At 48.7% G+C, this 16,963-nt stretch carries 16 protein-coding genes, 1 tRNA gene and 1 other RNA gene; 12 read left to right on the top strand and 6 right to left on the bottom strand.

Translation table 11 applies throughout. The annotated features are described in order from the left end of the window. Positions 1 to 9 precede the first annotated feature (9 nt). The 3 genes from BN4_RS04565 (at position 10) to BN4_RS04555 (ending at position 1,887) form a co-directional block, all read left to right on the top strand. Positions 10 to 795: an iron-sulfur cluster-binding protein gene (locus BN4_RS04565; RefSeq protein ID WP_015414183.1), complete on the top strand. Its 786-nt coding sequence runs from the start codon at positions 10 to 12 to the stop codon at positions 793 to 795. Positions 796 to 804: 9 nt separating this feature from the next. Next, a complete protein-coding gene (locus tag BN4_RS04560) occupies positions 805 to 1,722 on the top strand; it encodes a dihydroorotate dehydrogenase (protein ID WP_015414182.1) in 918 nt (305 codons plus the stop codon). A gap of 73 nt (positions 1,723 to 1,795) precedes the next feature. Next, positions 1,796 to 1,887: transfer RNA gene (locus tag BN4_RS04555), tRNA-Ser, on the top strand. A gap of 27 nt (positions 1,888 to 1,914) precedes the next feature. Here BN4_RS04555 and BN4_RS04550 read toward each other — a convergent pair. Further along, a complete protein-coding gene (locus BN4_RS04550) occupies positions 1,915 to 2,241 on the bottom strand; it encodes a hypothetical protein (protein ID WP_015414181.1) in 327 nt (108 codons plus the stop codon). 624 nt (positions 2,242 to 2,865) lie between these two features. Between BN4_RS04550 and BN4_RS04540 the strand changes: the two genes are divergently transcribed. Then, positions 2,866 to 4,269: a DASS family sodium-coupled anion symporter gene (locus BN4_RS04540; RefSeq protein ID WP_015414178.1), complete on the top strand. Its 1,404-nt coding sequence runs from the start codon at positions 2,866 to 2,868 to the stop codon at positions 4,267 to 4,269. Positions 4,270 to 4,385: 116 nt separating this feature from the next. On the opposite strand, the gene ffs is transcribed toward BN4_RS04540, so the two are convergent. Then, positions 4,386 to 4,479, bottom strand: an RNA gene (gene ffs / locus BN4_RS17470) — signal recognition particle sRNA small type. A gap of 181 nt (positions 4,480 to 4,660) precedes the next feature. Between ffs and arsS the strand changes: the two genes are divergently transcribed. The 3 genes from arsS to BN4_RS04520 all read left to right on the top strand — a co-directional run bounded on the left by arsS (position 4,661) and on the right by BN4_RS04520 (position 7,609). Further along, a complete protein-coding gene (gene arsS / locus BN4_RS04530; protein WP_015414177.1) occupies positions 4,661 to 5,608 on the top strand; it encodes an arsenosugar biosynthesis radical SAM (seleno)protein ArsS in 948 nt (315 codons plus the stop codon). 180 nt (positions 5,609 to 5,788) lie between these two features. After that, positions 5,789 to 6,715 carry a bile acid:sodium symporter family protein gene (locus BN4_RS04525; RefSeq protein WP_041720629.1) on the top strand — a complete coding sequence of 309 codons (927 nt, stop codon included), beginning with the start codon at positions 5,789 to 5,791 and terminating at the stop codon, positions 6,713 to 6,715. A 144-nt stretch (positions 6,716 to 6,859) separates the two neighbouring features. Continuing rightward, entirely contained in the window at positions 6,860 to 7,609 is a 750-nt protein-coding gene (locus BN4_RS04520) for a DUF4198 domain-containing protein (protein ID WP_015414175.1), read from the top strand. 163 nt (positions 7,610 to 7,772) lie between these two features. On the opposite strand, the gene BN4_RS04515 is transcribed toward BN4_RS04520, so the two are convergent. Next, a complete protein-coding gene (locus tag BN4_RS04515) occupies positions 7,773 to 8,237 on the bottom strand; it encodes a hypothetical protein (RefSeq protein WP_015414174.1) in 465 nt (154 codons plus the stop codon). A 296-nt stretch (positions 8,238 to 8,533) separates the two neighbouring features. Between BN4_RS04515 and BN4_RS04510 the strand changes: the two genes are divergently transcribed. From BN4_RS04510 to BN4_RS04495, 4 genes are all read left to right on the top strand, one after another. Next, on the top strand, positions 8,534 to 9,712 hold the full coding sequence (locus BN4_RS04510) for an OmpP1/FadL family transporter (RefSeq protein ID WP_015414173.1): 1,179 nt from the start codon (positions 8,534 to 8,536) through the stop codon (positions 9,710 to 9,712). 237 nt (positions 9,713 to 9,949) lie between these two features. After that, entirely contained in the window at positions 9,950 to 10,687 is a 738-nt protein-coding gene (locus tag BN4_RS04505) for an energy-coupling factor ABC transporter ATP-binding protein (protein ID WP_015414171.1), read from the top strand. Next, the gene (locus BN4_RS04500) at positions 10,684 to 11,382 is read left to right on the top strand and encodes a hypothetical protein (protein WP_015414170.1); all 699 of its coding nucleotides are present in this window, start codon (positions 10,684 to 10,686) and stop codon (positions 11,380 to 11,382) included. The genes BN4_RS04505 and BN4_RS04500 overlap by 4 nt, the downstream gene beginning before the upstream one ends. An 88-nt stretch (positions 11,383 to 11,470) precedes the next feature. After that, the gene (locus tag BN4_RS04495; protein ID WP_015414168.1) at positions 11,471 to 12,304 is read left to right on the top strand and encodes a rhodanese-like domain-containing protein; all 834 of its coding nucleotides are present in this window, start codon (positions 11,471 to 11,473) and stop codon (positions 12,302 to 12,304) included. 412 nt (positions 12,305 to 12,716) lie between these two features. Here the strand turns inward: BN4_RS04495 and BN4_RS04490 are convergent, their stop codons facing one another. Both BN4_RS04490 and thrC read right to left on the bottom strand, forming a co-directional pair. Beyond that, complete coding sequence (locus BN4_RS04490) at positions 12,717 to 13,466, bottom strand: TlyA family RNA methyltransferase (protein ID WP_041720133.1); 750 nt, start codon at positions 13,464 to 13,466, stop codon at positions 12,717 to 12,719. A gap of 92 nt (positions 13,467 to 13,558) precedes the next feature. Beyond that, on the bottom strand, positions 13,559 to 15,007 hold the full coding sequence (thrC, locus tag BN4_RS04485; protein ID WP_041720628.1) for a threonine synthase: 1,449 nt from the start codon (positions 15,005 to 15,007) through the stop codon (positions 13,559 to 13,561). Between the two features lie 186 nt (positions 15,008 to 15,193). Here thrC and BN4_RS04480 point away from each other — a divergent pair, with 186 nt between their 5' ends. Further along, on the top strand, positions 15,194 to 16,084 hold the full coding sequence (locus BN4_RS04480; protein ID WP_157871259.1) for a patatin-like phospholipase family protein: 891 nt from the start codon (positions 15,194 to 15,196) through the stop codon (positions 16,082 to 16,084). Here BN4_RS04480 and BN4_RS04475 read toward each other — a convergent pair. Beyond that, positions 16,081 to 16,953: a LysR substrate-binding domain-containing protein gene (locus tag BN4_RS04475; RefSeq protein ID WP_015414164.1), complete on the bottom strand. Its 873-nt coding sequence runs from the start codon at positions 16,951 to 16,953 to the stop codon at positions 16,081 to 16,083. The genes BN4_RS04480 and BN4_RS04475 overlap by 4 nt on opposite strands. Positions 16,954 to 16,963 lie beyond the last annotated feature (10 nt).

The following is a 16,963-nucleotide window of genomic DNA, read 5'->3' as shown; positions in this document are numbered from 1 at the left end:
GTTGTATCGATGTCCTTGAGGAATTGCCGGAATGTAAAAGTATTGGAAGTCTCCCCAGTCGGTCAATCAAAAAGGCCTGATGAATTTTTTGAAATCAGGCTTGAATACCCGGACTGGGACGGGTGGAAGCCTGGCCAGTTTGTCATGATCCGCCCCTCCGGCTGGGATTTGGATCTGATTTGGGCAAGGCCGTTTTCCATCTGTTCCGCCGATGAAAATTCGCTGACGCTTTTTATTCAGAAGGTCGGTCGCGGAACAGAACGTATCACCACCTTGAAACCCGGTGATGAAGTGGCGATCTGGGGTCCCCTTGGCAACTCCTTTGCCATGGAACCGGACACGCCGACACTTTTGTTGGCGGGCGGCATCGGAATCGCACCTTTTCGCGGTTATGTCGAGCATCATCCTGCACCGGACAATGTGAGCCTTTTTATGGCCCATCGTCTTCCACTGGAATGTTACCCGTACAATCAGCTTTCCAAGACCGTCTGCGGGAGCTGTATGCTCGAAGAGCAGCCACAGGATCTTCAGGGTATTATCGAGTTCATGCGTGAAGAAATCAAGCGTTATGCAGAAAAAAACGGTTTGATTCTTTCATGCGGGCCAACGCCTTTCATGAAGACCGTCCAGAAATTTGCCAACGAGTTCGGTGCGAGGGCTCAGGTCTCGCTTGAAAATCGTATGGCTTGCGGAGTGGGAGCCTGTTTGGGATGTGTAACCAAGGATGGCGATGACCATCATATTCAGGTCTGTACACGTGGTCCCGTCTTCTGGACTGATAAAGTGAAATTGTAGGGAGTTTATATGAATATGAATGTTTCTTTTGGTGGTCTGGAACTTAAAAATCCGGTCATGACCGCTTCGGGAACCTTCGGGTTTGGCCTGGAATTCGCTCCCTATGGTGATCTGGAAAAGCTTGGCGGTCTTGTCGCAAAGGGAATCTCGCTTAAGCCGCGAGAGGGCAACCCCATGCCTCGGATTGCTGAAACTCCGTGTGGGATGCTCAACGCTATCGGTATACAAAATCCAGGGGTGGAAAGCTTTGTAAGACAGGCATTGCCTGCGCTCAAGTCAAAAGATGTTGCCGTCGTCGCCAACCTCTATGCATGTGATGCCGAAGAATTTGGAGAGCTTGCCGCTGTTTTGGCAGGAGAGGAGGGGGTGGCTGCACTTGAGGTCAATGTTTCCTGTCCTAATGTCAAGGAAGGCGGCATTGCCTTTGGTCAGGACCCGGCTCAGATCGGTAAGGTCACCGAGGCTGTGAAAAAGCGAGCGGGAGATAAGCATGTGATGGTCAAGTTGTCGCCCAATGTGACAGATATTGTGGTCTGTGCCAGGGCTGCGGCCGAGGGAGGGGCGGATTCCTTGTCCTTAATCAATACTCTTTCCGGGATGGCTGTGGATATCCACTGTCGCAAGCCGCGTATCGCCAATGTCATTGCCGGGCTTTCCGGTCCGGCTATCAAGCCGGTTGCGCTTCGTTGCGTTCATCAGGTGGTACAGGCTGTGGATATCCCTGTGGTGGGTATTGGCGGCATTGCATCGGCAGAGGATGCTTTGGAGTTCATTTTGGTCGGAGCCCATGCCGTCCAGATCGGAACAGCCAATTTCCTGCGTCCTGACTTTGCATTTGGACTTGCTGAAGAAATGGAAAAACTTCTGAAAAAAGTCGGAGCTTCCAGTTTGGAACAGTTTCGGGGCAGTCTTGAGTTGCCATTGTAACTCATTGGGAAAATTTCTTTCTTTTTTTACTTGCCATGCCGTCTCATATTAGTTAGTTACTGCCTCTCAGCGCGGAGAGGTGTCCGAGTCCGGCTTAAGGAGCACGCCTGGAAAGCGTGTGTCCCTTCACGGGGACCGGAGGTTCGAATCCTCTCCTCTCCGCCAGACTATTCAACGGGTTAGACTGTATGTCTAACCCGTTTTCTTTTGGCCTTTTGAGGCCTTATGCATGCCGTCATGCGTGCTCTCGTTTGAATGAGTATCAAGCTTCTGTGCGAGAGATTTATCCACGCCAAGTTCATGCAGGTAAATTTCAGTCGTCTTTTCGGTCTTGTGGTGCAGTAAATTCTTCAGTTGGCGAGTGGTAAACTTTTTCGTGTAGGCTCGTCGGCTTGCTACATGGTGCCGAAGGGAGCGAGCCGTGAATGGTTTAATGCCAGCAATTGAGCAGAGGCCTTTCCTTATGACTGACGCCAAGAAGAATACACCTTCGGCGCGATAATGAAATATCGTTTCCAATGAAGATGCCCTGCGAGAGAAAGATGCTTAAATACATTCCTCCTGTCATGGCAGCAACTTGTTCCATGATTGTGCTCATGCTTGAGCTTATTTTTTATCGTTCCGCGTGGACTGGATATGGGGAGTTTGATGGGCGCTTTGCTGAGCTCACCTCTTCAGCAATATTTGAGCATTGGTGATATTGAGTTCCTCGGACATTGCATATCAATTCAGGTCGTTGGCAAGCAGCTCCATCTGGTGCATGTAAGCCTGGATCCCTATTCCAGAAAATTTCAGCATATTTTCATTGAGTTTTTTTTCTTTTGCCTATGGTTCTTCTGAGGTCTTTCGGATTTCGGGAGACCTTTTTTGTGTTCGAGAGTCCTGCATCATGTAACTAACCATGGGAATTGTCGAGACAGTATGCTATGCAGGAGGAGTCTGTGAACTCTGAAAAGTTATTACTGAAGGGTATATGAACCGAATTTTTGAATGTTTTTCGAATCAGTTTATCAAACAGGGGGGCGTTGATCAGTCTGTGGTCTTCTTAACTGATTGATTGCATAGACTGAGTTAAGAAACACAATGAGCAGCCGAACCGTTTGGCTGTGAATTATTGAATGACAGGTTCAATAGGGAGGAGTTGTGGAATATCTCAAGAAATTTTCACCAATTATTGTTACTGTCCTTATGACATTGTTTCCGACACCGGAAGGACTGACTCCCCAGGCCTGGTATTTCCTTGCTATTTTTGTCGGTGTCGTTGTCGGACTTATTGTCGAGCCTGTCCCTGCGGCTCTGGTCGGGCTTGCCGGAGTAGCGGTCGTGGCCATGTTTGGCTTGGTAGACCCCAGTGCGACAGTCAATCGGAACTGGATGTTATCGGGATTTGGCAATGGTGTGATCTGGCTCATTTTTTCTGCATTCATGTTTGCCTTGGGATACAAGAAAACCGGGCTGGGAAAGCGTATCAGCCTGATCCTTATTAAATATCTGGGTAAATCAACTCTCGGGCTTGGGTATGCCGTCGCCTTTTCCGATGCCGTTCTTGCGCCGTTCATGCCTTCCAATACAGCTCGCAGTGCGGGGACCATCTACCCTGTTGCCAGTAATATTCCACCTATGTTTGATTCATATGCAGATAAGAACCCACGTAAAATGGGAGCGTATCTCTGCTGGGTCGCCTTTGCCTCCACATGTGTAACCAGTTCCATGTTCCTGACCGCTTTGGCTCCGAATCTGCTGGCGGTGGACTTGATCCAGCAATCGCTTGGCGTCAGCTTGCAATGGGGAGAATGGGCCTCCATCATGATCCCGACGATGTTGCCGCTTTTTTTGCTGACCCCCTGGCTGGCATATGTGATTTACCCACCAACGCAGAAAGTGTCTCCCGAGGCTCCGGTCTGGGCCACTGATGAATTGAGAAAGATGGGCCCTGTTTCTTCCAAGGAATTTTTGATGCTTGGGTATGCCGTCCTTGCTCTCGTCTTTTGGATTTTTGGAAAACAGTTTGGTGTCAATGGTACTGTTGCAGCTGTCTTTGTTTTAACTCTGATGGTTTTGAGCGATATCATTACATGGGAGGATGTGATTACCAACAAGGGGGCATGGAACGTGCTGGTCTGGTTTGCCACATTAGTCGCAATGGCCAGTGGGTTGAAAAAAACTGGAGTGCTGACATGGATTGGTGATCTCGTCTCCGTCTATCTTCAAGGTCTGCCTGCGGGGACTGTGGCGATCATGCTCATACTCCTTTTTTTCGTGCTTCATTACTTCTTTGCCAGTACGACTGCGCACACAACCGCACTTCTGCCTCTGTTCCTGGCTATAGCCGGACCATTAGTGCCATCGGACATGCTGCCGCGAATCGCTTTGATGCTCGCGGCGAGTCTCGGGGTCATGGGGGTTATTACTCCATATGCGACAGGACCGGCCCCCATCTGGTATGGTGCAGGGTTCATTTCGCAAGCCAGGTGGTGGGGACTCGGGGCTCTTTTCGGGAGTCTCTACCTTGCAGCCATGGTTATTGTCACTTTGCTCTACGTCTGATGAGAAGTTAAGTTTTTAGAACAGGGGTTGTCCTTCAAGGATGGCCCTTTTATTTTGGCATGTGAGAAGGTGGTGGGTGAGGATAAGAAAAAAGGCGCGTTCCGAAGAACACGCCTTTGAGTGGAAACCGGACACCCGATAGCAAACGATACCGCTGCTTCCTTTCGGACCTGACGGAGTTCTCATCGCAACCGCCGTCCGGCTTCCCTCTGAATTGGGAAAGGCATTCCTACAGTGTTCTCTATGGTTTCGTCAACCTTCCATTTGCACCTTCTTTCAAGTTGAGAGTCCTGATTGAATTTATTGATTTCCGACTTGCGCCCGATAGTGATACTGACTTGGTGGATCACAAGGCGAAATTGGACGGTTTCATTGAACAAGGATGGGTAATATGAACAGTTTCGAAAGACGGGTCGGCGGGCCGGTCCAGGCTGTTGCGCTCGAGATTCTTCAGGTTAATGTGGGGCTCAAATGTAATCAGACGTGTGTTCATTGTCATCTGGACTGTTCTCCAGTCCGGGATGAGTCCATGTCTTGGCAAACAATGTTGCAGGTCGTTGAAGTCACTGAATCGATCTCGCCGACTTTGGTGGACATTACGGGAGGTGCACCTGAATTGAATGAATTTCTCAAGCCGTTTATCTCTGAACTGCGTGAAGTCGGAGCTTCGGTACAGGTGCGGACGAATCTCTCGGTGATGGAGGAGCCGGGGCTGACAAGTTATCCGGCATTTTTTGCCAGAAACAAGGTCGGGCTGGCAGCCTCTTTGCCATGTTATCTTGAAGAAAATGTTTGCAAGATGCGTGGGAGCGAGTGTTTTTCAAAAAGTATTTCCGTGTTGCGTCGTTTAAATTCCCTGGGCTATGGGATTGAAAAGGAACTGCCCCTTGATCTGGTTTTCAATCCAACTGACGGCACCTCGCTTCCTCCAGGGCAGGAGGCGCTTGAGAGAGAGTATAAACGGGAGATGAAGCGCCGATATGGAGTCACGTTTGATCGGCTTTTGAGTCTTGCCAATGTTCCTATTGGAAGGTCGAAAGAGGAGTTGCATGAAAACGGGCAAGAAGAGAAATATATGGCGCTTCTCGCCAAATCTTTCAATCCTGGGACGGTTCATGGTCTCATGTGTCGGCGTCAGGTCAATGTGGGGTGGGATGGGCAACTTTATGACTGTGATTTCAATCAGGCTCTCGGGTTGGGGGTATCTTTGGAAGTTTCCCAGCATATAGATGATTTTCTAGAAGGACAAATCTCCAGGCGCCGGATTGTCACCGGAGATCACTGCTTTGCTTGCACTGCAGGGGAAGGGTCGAGTTGTGGAGGTGCGATAACTTCATAGGGAGAAATTCTTTCAGCGGGATATCCTGTTTCAGAGTAGGGGTATGTTTTCTCAAAACGTTTCATCGCACAGCATACGTGGCGGAAGCAGTGTTGCGAAAGACTCGGCACCATGAATTTGCGATTTTTCACGTACTTTTTCATCGTTGACACAATGCCTCTTTTCAGTCACCCCTCTGCCATGACTTTTCACGCACTCCCCCAGTTCATTGAGAAACAGTTTTTGGCCATTGCTGTCATACTGTCCGCAGCGGCCCTTGCCTTCCCTGTATCCTTTACATGGATCAAACCACATATACCCCTTGGGCTAGGCATCATCATGTTTGGCATGGGGCTGACACTTGATTTTGAGGATTTTCGGGATATCATTCGCAAATGGCCTCTGGTGGCGTTGGGGGTTGCCATGCAATACCTGATCATGCCGCTTGCTGCAGTGGGGATTTGCTCCTTGCTCAATCTTCCGGTGGAAGCGGTAATTGGTCTGATTGTGGTCGGTGCATGTCCCGGAGGGACAGCTTCTAATGTCATCGCATATCTGGCGCGAGCCAACGTTGCGCTTTCCGTGACGATGACGCTGGCCGCAACCTGCCTGGCGCCTCTTTTGACACCGGCTATTGTGTATCTCATACTGGAGCAGCAGGTTGAAATCAATTTTTGGAGCATGGTTGTCTCTGTGTTTTGGATCGTGGTTTTCCCTTTGATGGATGGCTTGATATTGCGTCGTCTTTTTCGACGTCAACTTGAGCCTTTGCTCCGATATTTTCCCTCTCTCTCAATTGTGGTTATTTCCCTGCTTATTGCCTGTATCATCGGATTGAATCAAAAGACGCTTTTTGCGCTTCCGCTTATGGTCCTTGTAGCTGTCATTTTGCATAACTCCATAGGGCTTGCCGCCGGTTATGGGGTGGCTCGGCTTTTCCGTTGTTCCAAGCGGGATGCGCGCACTCTGGCAATTGAAGTTGGTATGCAGAATTCAGGCTTGGGTGTGGCCTTGGCTGTCAAACATTTTGGGGCCGTGACGGCCTTGCCCGGCGCTTTATTCAGTCTGTGGCATAATATTTCGGGTGTGACTCTCGCACGTCGCTGGCGTGCTGATCCTGACTCCTGATTTCCTGCTTTTCATAATTCCATTCTTCACTGGTGTGTTATGAACACGGCTCTTGCGCTTGACTTGTGTTACTAATTTGATATCAGTATGCATCAGTCAACCACGAAGTTCTAATATGTATTCGTAAACAGTGAGGAAAGAACAGTGACGAAGTTGAAAGTGATATTGTTCGTGTGTGTCTTGAGTCTTTTGAGCGCCTCTGTTTCCTGGGCTCATTTCGGAATGTTGATTCCTGATACGGACGCTTTGAGTCAGGATAAACGATCTGTAAACCTGATCCTTGCTTTTGCGCATCCATTCGAAAGACAGGGGATGGAGCTGGAAAAGCCAAACAAATTTTTTGTGGTTGCCGATAATGAAGAACGGACGGACCTATCGGGAAGTCTCAAGAAAATTGATTTGATGGGACATACTGCGTGGCATGCGTCTTATACGCCCACTGGTCCCGGTTTGTATGCGTTTGTTTTTGATCCAGTTCCATACAAAGAAGATGCGGAGAATAATTATATTCGCCATATTACGAAAGTAGTGGTGGATGGATATGGTGAAGGAGAAAATTGGAATACGCCTCTGGGGCTTAAAACTGAAATAGTGCCATTGACTCGTCCATTCGGCAATTATGCGGGGAATGTTTTTCAAGGTGTGGTGATGTTGGATGGTGAACCCGCTCCCTTCACTCGTGTCGAAGTTGAGTACTATAATAAAGACGGCGCACGCAAAGCTCCGGAAGAGCGGATGGTCACTCAAGAAGTCATTGCCGATAGCAATGGCGTTTTTACGTTCGTTTGCCCATGGAAAGGGTGGTGGGGATTTGCCGGTCTTAATGCCGATGCAGAACTGTATAAGGGGCGGGAATTGGAACTCGGAGCCGTTATCTGGGTTGAGATGAAATAATTGAAAACAAAGGGCACCAGTGTGCCCAATATATAAAAGACTCCGGCTCTCATAGCCGGAGTCTTTTTTGGGCGAGTACGAGTCTGTGAGAGTTTCATGACAAGTGGGAATATTTCGATTGTACAATTCACCTCAAAGGGACACCACAAAAGATCTCTAGTTGTCATGATCGGGATGAAATTTGCTGCTCACTTTCCGTGAGCTTGCGGGCCGCCTTTTCTGCATGCATCAAGCGGAGAATAGGCGTGATGAATTCATCAGGAAACGCACCGCACATGGCTCCGAAATATGCTCCAAACATAGATCCGATGACAAGGTTGGCACCATTGGCACTGTCAATGATCTGATACAGGGTGCCGAGGAATGTTCCCATGAATGCCCCCATTATCCATCCATCGTTATTAACGCCACGATATGGGGCCATTCCGCGCCATGTCCGGGTCAGGTCCTTGATGAAGAAACCGGAAAATCCGCCAAGGAAAGCTGCTACCAGTGTCAGCATCATTCCCGGAAACATCGTATGAAGGGTAAAACCGTCTCGCATCATTCCTTCGAGGAGACCGGCCATTCCGCCGACAATAAGAATGCCGTGAAAGTGCTTTTCCTTGATATCCAGTTTAGGGAGCATGATTCAGTCCTTTTCTAGCTGTGGTGCCAAGACGGCAAAAAATTCCCCATTCGGTTCAAATGCCAGAAACGTGCCGGTATAGGCTCTCTTGTTTTATAAAAAATTCAAACGGCTGTTTTAACGGTAAAATTTTCGGTTACCCCGTTTACAAAACAGATTTGCTTGGGTATACCTTCCGCGTTTGTCCAATTAATCATTTGGTGTTTCAAAACGGTCTTGAATCGTCGCATCCGGGAGGTGTCGGAAACATCGCAAGACCGTTGTCGTGTGCAAGCGACAGCCGCTTAGGGGGAAGGATGAAACGCGCATCCGTTGTGGTTTTCTGTACTTTTTTCATGATACTTTTATTCTCTGCCTCGCTGGTCCATGCGGGCGGATTCGCTTTGTATGAGTGGAGCACTCGTGGCGTCGCCATGGCTACCACGGGCTATGCCCAGGCTGGCGATGCTTCTATCATTGCAACTAACCCGGCACTCATGACCAAGTTGGAAGGGAAAAATGCCTTGGCCGGCTTTACGCTGGTTACGCCTCAGGCCTCGGTATATCTGGATGGCGACAAGAATAAGACCAAGGCAAATACATATACTGTTCCTCACGCTTATTACACACAGCAGATGGAATCCAACGAGAATGTCTGGCTTGGAGTAGGTGTTTTTACTCGTTTTGGTCTCGGAACTTCTTATGATGAAGACTGGATAGGGAAAAGTTCTTTACAGCATGTCGAAGTGCAGTCCGTTTCTGTCAACCCGAATATAGCTTTCAAGTTCAGCGATAAACTTTCTGTCGCTGTCGGTGTCGAAATCCTCAGAGGAACATTCGACATGCAGCGTTTTGTGGGAAGTGAAATAACCTTTAAGACAGAAGGGTATGGTGTTGGTGGAAACATTGGTGTGACCTATGACATCAATGACGAGTTAACAGCCGGTTTCACATGGCGTGCTCCCATGAGATTATATACTTCCGGAAGTGCGGATTATGATTTTGCTGGCATTCATTCTGATGATGGTCAGGAGATTTCAGCAACCCTTCCAGGGAGTTATACTCTTGGTTTGGCATATAAGCCTAATAAGGATTGGATCATTGAGGGTGATGTCATTCATACTCGTTGGGAATCCACAGATAAAATTACCTACGGTGGAACTATCGAGTCAGAAACAGCATTGCATTATAAAAACGCCTGGCGGTTTCAGCTCGGTGCTGAATACTGGGCCAAGGAATGGTTAGCCTTGCGCGCTGGATATGCATATGATCAGACCCCCACTCGTTCCGGGGATGCTTCCTTCATGTTGCCGGTTAATGACAGGCAGTTGTTTTCCACAGGGCTTGGCTTCAAGCTCAACAATTGGAATATTGACTGGTCCTTTATGTATGTTGTTGCCAAGGAACGCCATGGTATCGATATAGAGGCATGGGATGTTGATTTTCAGGATGGTAGAACCTGGGTTTCTGGTTTGTCTGTCGGATACAGCTTTTAATTATCCCTTCTATTTTCGATATTATCAGGCCTCTGCTTATGCAGAGGCTTTTTTTTGGGCAGAGCTCCGTGCTCTGGTAAGACATTAGTAACCCGTTTTTTCACATACCTTTACTGTCAGGCTGGAGAGTCTCCGAGGTTGACATTCAAGGGGCCGCTTCCTCTTCTTCAGTTCCAAGTTGACAGAGTACCAAGGTTGGTAAAATGTGGGGCATTATCACTTACCCCAAGGAATTTCATGATTGCATTGTCTGGCATAGATTATTTGTATCCTTCTGGCGGAAAAGCCTTGTCGTCGGTAACCATGAACATGGATCATGGCGCACTCATTGGGCTTGTGGGAGCCAATGGTAGCGGTAAATCCACCCTGATGTCTCTTATGGCAGGCCTGTTTTCTCCAGGTAAGGGGACCTTGTCCATGGGAGATTTGGTCAGTCCGGGAGATGAAAAAAAAATACGTTCTATCTGCCGTATGGTCATGCAGGATGCAGACTTACAGATACTCGGCTCCACAGTGGAAGAGGACTTGCTGCTGGGTCGAAAACGAACTGATGAAGCTGTTAAGAAAGCCAAGGAGATAGCAGCCAGATTCTCTCTTCTCGATGTGTGGGATAAATCTGTTCAATCTCTCTCTTGGGGCATGAAGCGCAAGGTCTGTCTTGCTGCTGCTCTTTTGGATAACCCCCAAGTTGTTTTGCTCGATGAGCCGTTTAGTGGACTGGATTATCCTGGAATGCGCGAAATGCGCAGGATGATTCTTGAGAATAAGTCCAAAGGTTTGACGCAGGTGGTTTCATCGCATGATCTTGAATGTTTTGTTGATATTGTTGATGAACTGGCTGTCCTTGACCACGGTCGGCTTGTCCTGAATGGTCCGGCTGAGGTGGTCCTGGATCATGTGGCCGCGTATGGGGTCCGTCCGCCGTGTTCATGGAATGCGGGACTCGGCATCATGCCTTGGGAAGAGGCCAAATGATCCATCTGACAACACTCGATGCTCGTCTCAAGATGGCGACCGTTTTAGTTTTCGGTCCATGTATGTGGTGGTTCTCGCCCATGGCTGTATTTGCCTGTGTTCTTTGTTTGCTAATCCTTATGAGAAGGGTCAGTCGTGCGGAACCGTTAGGGGGTGGCATGGTCCGAAGTCTTTGGACGTTTTTGTTTCTTTGGATTGCCATCAAGATGGGACTGGATAGTCTGGCGGGACTTGGCTGGGCTGAAATTCTTCGGGGCGGTGCAATTTTAGGATTACGATTGGGTGGACTTTTGCTTTTGGGCCTTGGGTTGGCTCTCACAACCTCACCAAGAGAACTTGGCCTTGCTGTGACCTGGGGTGTCCGGCCTGTTCTTGGGAAGGAGCGGTCCTGGAAGTTGGCACTTTCACTTTCATTGATGGTGCATTTTTTGCCTTTATGCCTTGCTACAATGAATCAAGTGAAAATGACGCTGGCCCGGCGGTGTCCTCATTGTTGCTTCGTCCAACGCATGATAATCCTTCCTCAAGCCATGATTCGGAATCTGGGCCAGAAAACATGGAGTCAAACTCTTGTCATTGCCGGTCGCAGACTTGAGTCGGCTGATGCCTGGGAGCCTGATTTTGAGTGGAGTGCTGGCGACACTCTGGTCGCATTTCTGCTTGGTTCGGGGGGCATTGGCCTGGCCCTTGTTTAGATTTTCTGCTCCTGTGTTGACGCTCTCCTGTTTCATGCCATATGCTTGCGAGAATTGTTTTTCTTTTTTTTCATTCAGTGAGGCCATCATGACACAGTCGATACAGATGATGAATGTGGATCAGGCAAGAGAGTTTATCGAGCGTCGCAAACCTGAGGATTTCACGCTGCTCGATGTTCGGCAGGCTTGGGAATATGAGGAGTTTCATTTGCCTGGAGCAATCCTCATCCCCTTGACTGAATTGGCGGATCGGTTGGGTGAGATTGATACGTTTAAACCGGTACTCGCCTATTGTGCCTCTGGAGGACGAAGTATGGCTGCTGCCACCCTTCTGGAAGGGCATGGGTACAAATCGCTTATCAATATGGTGGGGGGCGCCATGGCTTGGAACGGCCAGAGTGCTTTTGGTCCCATGGAGCTTGGAATGGTCGTTTTTTCCGGTTCTGAATCCGTTGGTGAAATCATAGGAAAGGCCTATGCCATGGAGAACACTCTTCAAGGCTTTTACGCCCGACAAGGGGAGCAGGCAGAAACTCCGGAGCAGAAAGATCTGTTCATGACCCTCGCAGGATTTGAGGATCGTCACAAAAAAACACTTTTCACATTATACAAGAAGGCGGTCACTCTGTCTCTTAGCCAAGAGAGTTTTGAAAAAAAGATTATGAAGGATGTCGGGGGACTGGGAGAGGGGGGCGTCAATCTGGAAGAATTTGTCGAGGAATTCGGTGGAGCTTTTGACGACGAGCATGGCATTCTCCAACTTGCCTCCATGATAGAAGCTCAGGCGATGGATTATTATATTCGATGTGCCAGACGGGCGGAGAGCGAAGAGACAAAGGAAGCTTTGCAGTTGTTGGCACGTGAAGAGAAGGCGCATCTCAGGTTGCTTGGCAAGCAGATGGACCGTTTGGGAACAGAGTAATGGAATGAGAGCGGGGCTTTTTTACTTCAAGAAATAGTGAGAGCCAAAAGAGCGTTAAAATCTCATGAGTAACGGACTCCTTTTGTCTTTTTCCGTATCTGAATTATAGGGGTATCCAGTCCTCCAAAGTGGAGGTTGCCATGCGAAGTTTCATGATTCTATGTTTTTCTTTTCCTCTGGCATGTACGTGCGCCTTTGCCGGAGAGTTCCCTGTTCCTTTTTTTTTCATCAGAGAAAATTCAGTCCACCACGGACAGGTCTGATGTGAATGAGCCTGAAGAGTTGGCAAAGCGTGGGTGCTGTTCATGGTATGGGGGAGAGTGTGATTGTCAGAATGGAAGGGGTGTTGGGATGGGGCATTCAGTCAATCCTGTTCATGTCGGGATAGTGGAAAGCTTTCGTCGGAAGGGAGTCAAACCGGAGCTTGCATATATGCCATGTACTCCTGGTTCCCCTTTGGTCCAAGAATTTTTGATGGCACGATTCCTTTGATAGTCAGAGTAAGCTCTTCACTGCAGAAATTGGTGACGAGCTGAACAGCCTGTTGGCGGAGTCCTTCATCGCGTACAACCCCTTTGTCTGTCTGTCCCGGTCCGAGTTCGAATTGGGGTTTGATAAGCACCACCAACTCTCCTCCCGGTTTGAGAAATTGCATGCACGCTGGCAGTATTTTGATCAGGGATATAAATGAGACGTCAGCTACAATGACATCAATCTGTTCAGGGATAAGCTCTGCGGTTGCATGACGGATATTGGTTCTCTCCAGATTGATTACCCGTGAATCCTGACGCAATTTCTCATGCAGCTGGCCATAGCCCACATCGGCTGCATAGACCCTAACGGCACCGTGTTGAAGCATACAATCGGTAAATCCTCCGGTGGAAGCTCCGGCATCCAATGCAGTTTTTCCCTCAAAGTTGATGGAAAACTCTTCGATGGCTGTCAGAATCTTGTATGCCCCGCGCGAGACATATTGGTTTTCTTCCGGTACGACAAATTCAGTCTCCGGTGGAAATTGCTGGCCTGGCTTTGCAACAGGTATCTTCTGTCCATTCTCTATATAATGGACTTTCCCTGCCATTATCTGGCGTTTTGCCTTTTCACGACTCTCTGCCAGACCTGCTCCAGTCAGGAGTTGATCTGCACGTTGTTTTTTCGCCATTAGAATCTCTTTCCACGGACTTTTGGGGCAGATAACCATGTCATCTCTGATGAGAGTTCATGGTTATCCTGTCAGTGATATCCGTTTGACTGCTATTTCTTTTTCAAGCCAAGTTTAGCGACAATAGTGTCTGCCGTGGTCCGTGTATATTCATCGGCTGAAAGAGTGGCTTTCTCTTCAGGTGAGATGACTAGCTCCGGTCTGTTGGCCAGGGAAGTATCAGGAGAAACCTCGAATTCCGGCGGGAATGTATTGTCGAAGTACATGTTTTGGAAATCGACAAATTTGAGTTGATGAGCCGTGGAGTCGAGGATGCATAACTCTTTTTCCGAGAGCAATCCCAGTCCCAAAGCTCGTTTGGCTCCGGCAAATGTCTCGCCGCCCTGAGTGCATGCAATGTGTCCATTTCTATTGGCCTGAATCATGGAATCCATGATCTGCTGTTCAGTGACCTGAATGATCTGGAAAGAGTCTTTGCCTCCAATGTGTTCGAATTTTTCAGCAAAGTATTTGACGCGGGGGAATGAAACAGGATTGCCAATCATGGCGGCCTGGGCCACGGATGGGGTCACGGTTACCGGTGCGTAGTGGCGTTCATCCGGGTTGTCCACAGCATAGTAACGGTAAACAGGATCTGCATGGTGGGATTGAACACCAAAAATACGTGGTAAGTCGGTAATAATGCCCAGATCGTGGAGTTTGAGGAAACCGGCCATTATTGCCGTGACATTGCCTGCATTGCCTATGGGAACAAATATGCATTTGTCTTTGAGGTCCCAGTCAAACCATTGGGCGCATTCAAAGGCGTAAGATTCCTGGCCGAGAATCCGCCAGGCATTCTTCGAGTTCAGGAGCGCTACGCGGTAATTGTCTGCCAGGTGCTCCACTACCTTCATGCAGTCGTCAAAGACTCCGGGGACTTCAAGAACGACTGCACCGGACCCCAGGGGCTGGGCGAGTTGTGCCGGGGTGACTTTACCATGGGGAAGGATCACGACGGATTGAATGGCGTCACCTACGTATGATGCATACAAGGCTGCGGCTGCCGAAGTGTCACCCGTGGAAGCGCAAACGGTAAGAATCTGGTCCCAGCCATGTTTCCGGATGAGCGCGCGCAAATAGGAGAATCCACAAGCCATTCCTCTGTCCTTGAAGGATGCGGATGGATTTTGCCCGTCGTTCTTGTAGGCTGTTCTGATTCCGGTGCATTCTCTGAGAGTTGGGCTGGATTCGATAATAGGAGTGTTTCCTTCTCCCAAATAGACAATATCCTCTTCGTCAATGACCGGCGCCATCAGTTCATAGAAGCGAAAAATGCCTCGCAGAGCCGTTTTCTTTGAAGCGGCGCGTGCATCAAATATTGCTCGCCATTCTTCGCCGGAGGTTTTTTTCAATTCATCGAATGCGAGGTTCTCCAACAGAAACACACCGCCGCAGTCCGGGCAGGTGTAGTAAAGTTCATCAGTTGGAAATCTTTTTCCGCAACCGAGGCAGAAGTATTCCATGTCACCGCGATAGGAAGGGAAGAGGTCGGCAGTCATCTTTGTACCCAAATATGAATGAAGGTTTTTTCCAATAAAGTGCTGTAAACGGGCCTCACACGTTCGCTTAAAAGAGCGGGAGGTGCAAGTCAAAAGTGGAAGTGAAACCTGACTGAGCATAAATTGCCCTTTTTTAAAATATGAGAGATAGGTACCACAACGAAGTAATGAGAGGGTATGGAAACAATGGCGAAGAAAAAAAGTATTTCACTTGTGCTCGGAAGTGGCGGAGCGCGGGGATTAGCACATATAGGTATTATCAAGTGGCTTGAAGAAAATGACTACGAGATAAAAGCCATAGCTGGCTGTTCCATGGGGGCTTTGGTTGGGGGGATTCATGCCATCGGTCAGCTTGATGAATTTGAAACATGGGTGCGGGGAATTACCAAAACAGACATGCTCGCACTGATGGATGTGTCTTTTGGTATGGATGGATTGATCAAGGGAGATCGAATTATCAATACGCTCCGTAATCTTGTCGGTGAAGCATTGATTGAAGATCTGCCTGTTGAATTCACAGCTGTGGCTGCCAATATTTCTAAGAGGAAAGAGGTGTGGTTTCGGCAAGGACCGGTTTTTGAAGCGATCAAGGCATCCATTTCCCTGCCTTTGATTTTCAAGCCTTATCGTTTGAATGGAGATGACCTCATTGATGGTGGTATTTTAAATCCGGTTCCTATCGCGCCCACATTCAGTAATCAGACGGAATATACAGTGGCTGTCAATCTCTGTGCCCCACAGGTTGAGGGAATAGAAATTTCTTCAAGCAAGCACCGGGAAGAACCTTCGGGTGACAGGTCCATCGTTTCGAATGCTATACGGGATTTTGCGACAACATTGACTGATAAATTAACTCAAAGCCGTGTGGATATTCGGGCTTATGAGATCGTTTATAAATCGTTTGACGCCATGCAGGGAACCATAGCAAGACAGAAAATTGCAGCTTACCCACCTGATTGTTTATTGGAGATTCCGGCAAACCTTTGTTCCATGATGGAGTTTGACGCTGCCGCTCCCCTTATCGAGTTTGGGTATAAGAAAGCGGCCAGAGAGCTTCCTGACAAATTGTGTGATTAGACTGTCGTCATTTCCAGTTCGGCATCGATAAAGCGGTGAAGAGAACGTGTAGCCGGAGTGTTGTTCCTCTGGTTGAGGCGGAGGGCTATGCCGACGGGAGGAATAAAGGGAAGCCCTTCATTCTTGGTTAGCCGCCTACAGCCGGGGATAGCGGTTCCATGCGCCACAACTGCCACGGCAAGGCCAGCCCTGACGATGGCCAGAATACCCGCCAGACTGGGGCTTCCATATGCGATTCGGTATGAGATTCCAGCTTCTTCCAATGCTGTAAGGGTGTTACGTCTATAATGGCACCCTTCATGAAATAATGCGAGGGGGAGTGGGCTTTGTTCCATTGCCGTTCCATGTTCTTCCACTATCCACATAAGATCCTGCTGTCGACAAAAGGGGCCATCAGCGCGCGATTCAGTCGTGATCATGACATCAAGCTCACCATCTTGGAACTGCCTGCTCAAATTTTCCGAAACATCACAATAGACATCCACGGTAATACGGGGATGCAGGGTAGCGAACCGTTGTAAAGCGCTGGGCACATACTGGGCCGCATAGTCTTCAGGTGCTCCCAGTCTAACAACTCCTGACAATTGGGGTTGGGTGAGAGCTGCGAGCGCTTCATCGTGGAGTGTCGTCAAACGAAGAGCATATCGATAGAGTGTTTCTCCATCAGTTGTCAGTCGAACACCACGTCCTTGCCGCACAAAAAGCGGCTTTTCTAGATCACTCTCCAGCCGTTTCATTTGCATGGACACAGCGGATTGTGTGCGATGCACTAATTCCGCCGCATTTGTGAAGCTCCCTGTTTCAACGGCATAAATGAAAGTTCGCAGCACATCTGGCGGTAACTGGGTTAAAGTTGAGGTATAAGACATTCTTATATGT

The sequence above is a fragment of the Pseudodesulfovibrio piezophilus C1TLV30 genome, from assembly GCF_000341895.1.
Lineage (GTDB): Bacteria > Desulfobacterota > Desulfovibrionia > Desulfovibrionales > Desulfovibrionaceae > Pseudodesulfovibrio > Pseudodesulfovibrio piezophilus.
The sequence above is the reverse complement of the archived record's forward strand: the minus strand, read 5'-3'. Positions and strand labels throughout refer to the sequence as shown.

Excerpts from the sequence above, each read along its gene's own strand:
- BN4_RS04525 (WP_041720629.1), top strand. The coding sequence starts at position 5,789 with ATGACTTTTCACGCACTCCCCCAGTTCATTGAGAAACAGTTTTTGGCC.
- BN4_RS04480 (WP_157871259.1), top strand. The coding sequence starts at position 15,194 with ATGGCGAAGAAAAAAAGTATTTCACTTGTGCTCGGAAGTGGCGGAGCG.
- BN4_RS04505 (WP_015414171.1), top strand. The coding sequence starts at position 9,950 with ATGATTGCATTGTCTGGCATAGATTATTTGTATCCTTCTGGCGGAAAA.
- BN4_RS04510 (WP_015414173.1), top strand. The coding sequence starts at position 8,534 with ATGAAACGCGCATCCGTTGTGGTTTTCTGTACTTTTTTCATGATACTT.
- thrC (WP_041720628.1), bottom strand. The coding sequence starts at position 15,007 with ATGACTGCCGACCTCTTCCCTTCCTATCGCGGTGACATGGAATACTTC.
- BN4_RS04495 (WP_015414168.1), top strand. The coding sequence starts at position 11,471 with ATGACACAGTCGATACAGATGATGAATGTGGATCAGGCAAGAGAGTTT.
- BN4_RS04560 (WP_015414182.1), top strand. The coding sequence starts at position 805 with ATGAATATGAATGTTTCTTTTGGTGGTCTGGAACTTAAAAATCCGGTC.
- BN4_RS04490 (WP_041720133.1), bottom strand. The coding sequence starts at position 13,466 with ATGGCGAAAAAACAACGTGCAGATCAACTCCTGACTGGAGCAGGTCTG.
- BN4_RS04500 (WP_015414170.1), top strand. The coding sequence starts at position 10,684 with ATGATCCATCTGACAACACTCGATGCTCGTCTCAAGATGGCGACCGTT.
- BN4_RS04515 (WP_015414174.1), bottom strand. The coding sequence starts at position 8,237 with ATGCTCCCTAAACTGGATATCAAGGAAAAGCACTTTCACGGCATTCTT.
- BN4_RS04475 (WP_015414164.1), bottom strand. The coding sequence starts at position 16,953 with ATGTCTTATACCTCAACTTTAACCCAGTTACCGCCAGATGTGCTGCGA.
- BN4_RS04565 (WP_015414183.1), top strand. The coding sequence starts at position 10 with ATGTCCTTGAGGAATTGCCGGAATGTAAAAGTATTGGAAGTCTCCCCA.
- arsS (WP_015414177.1), top strand. The coding sequence starts at position 4,661 with ATGAACAGTTTCGAAAGACGGGTCGGCGGGCCGGTCCAGGCTGTTGCG.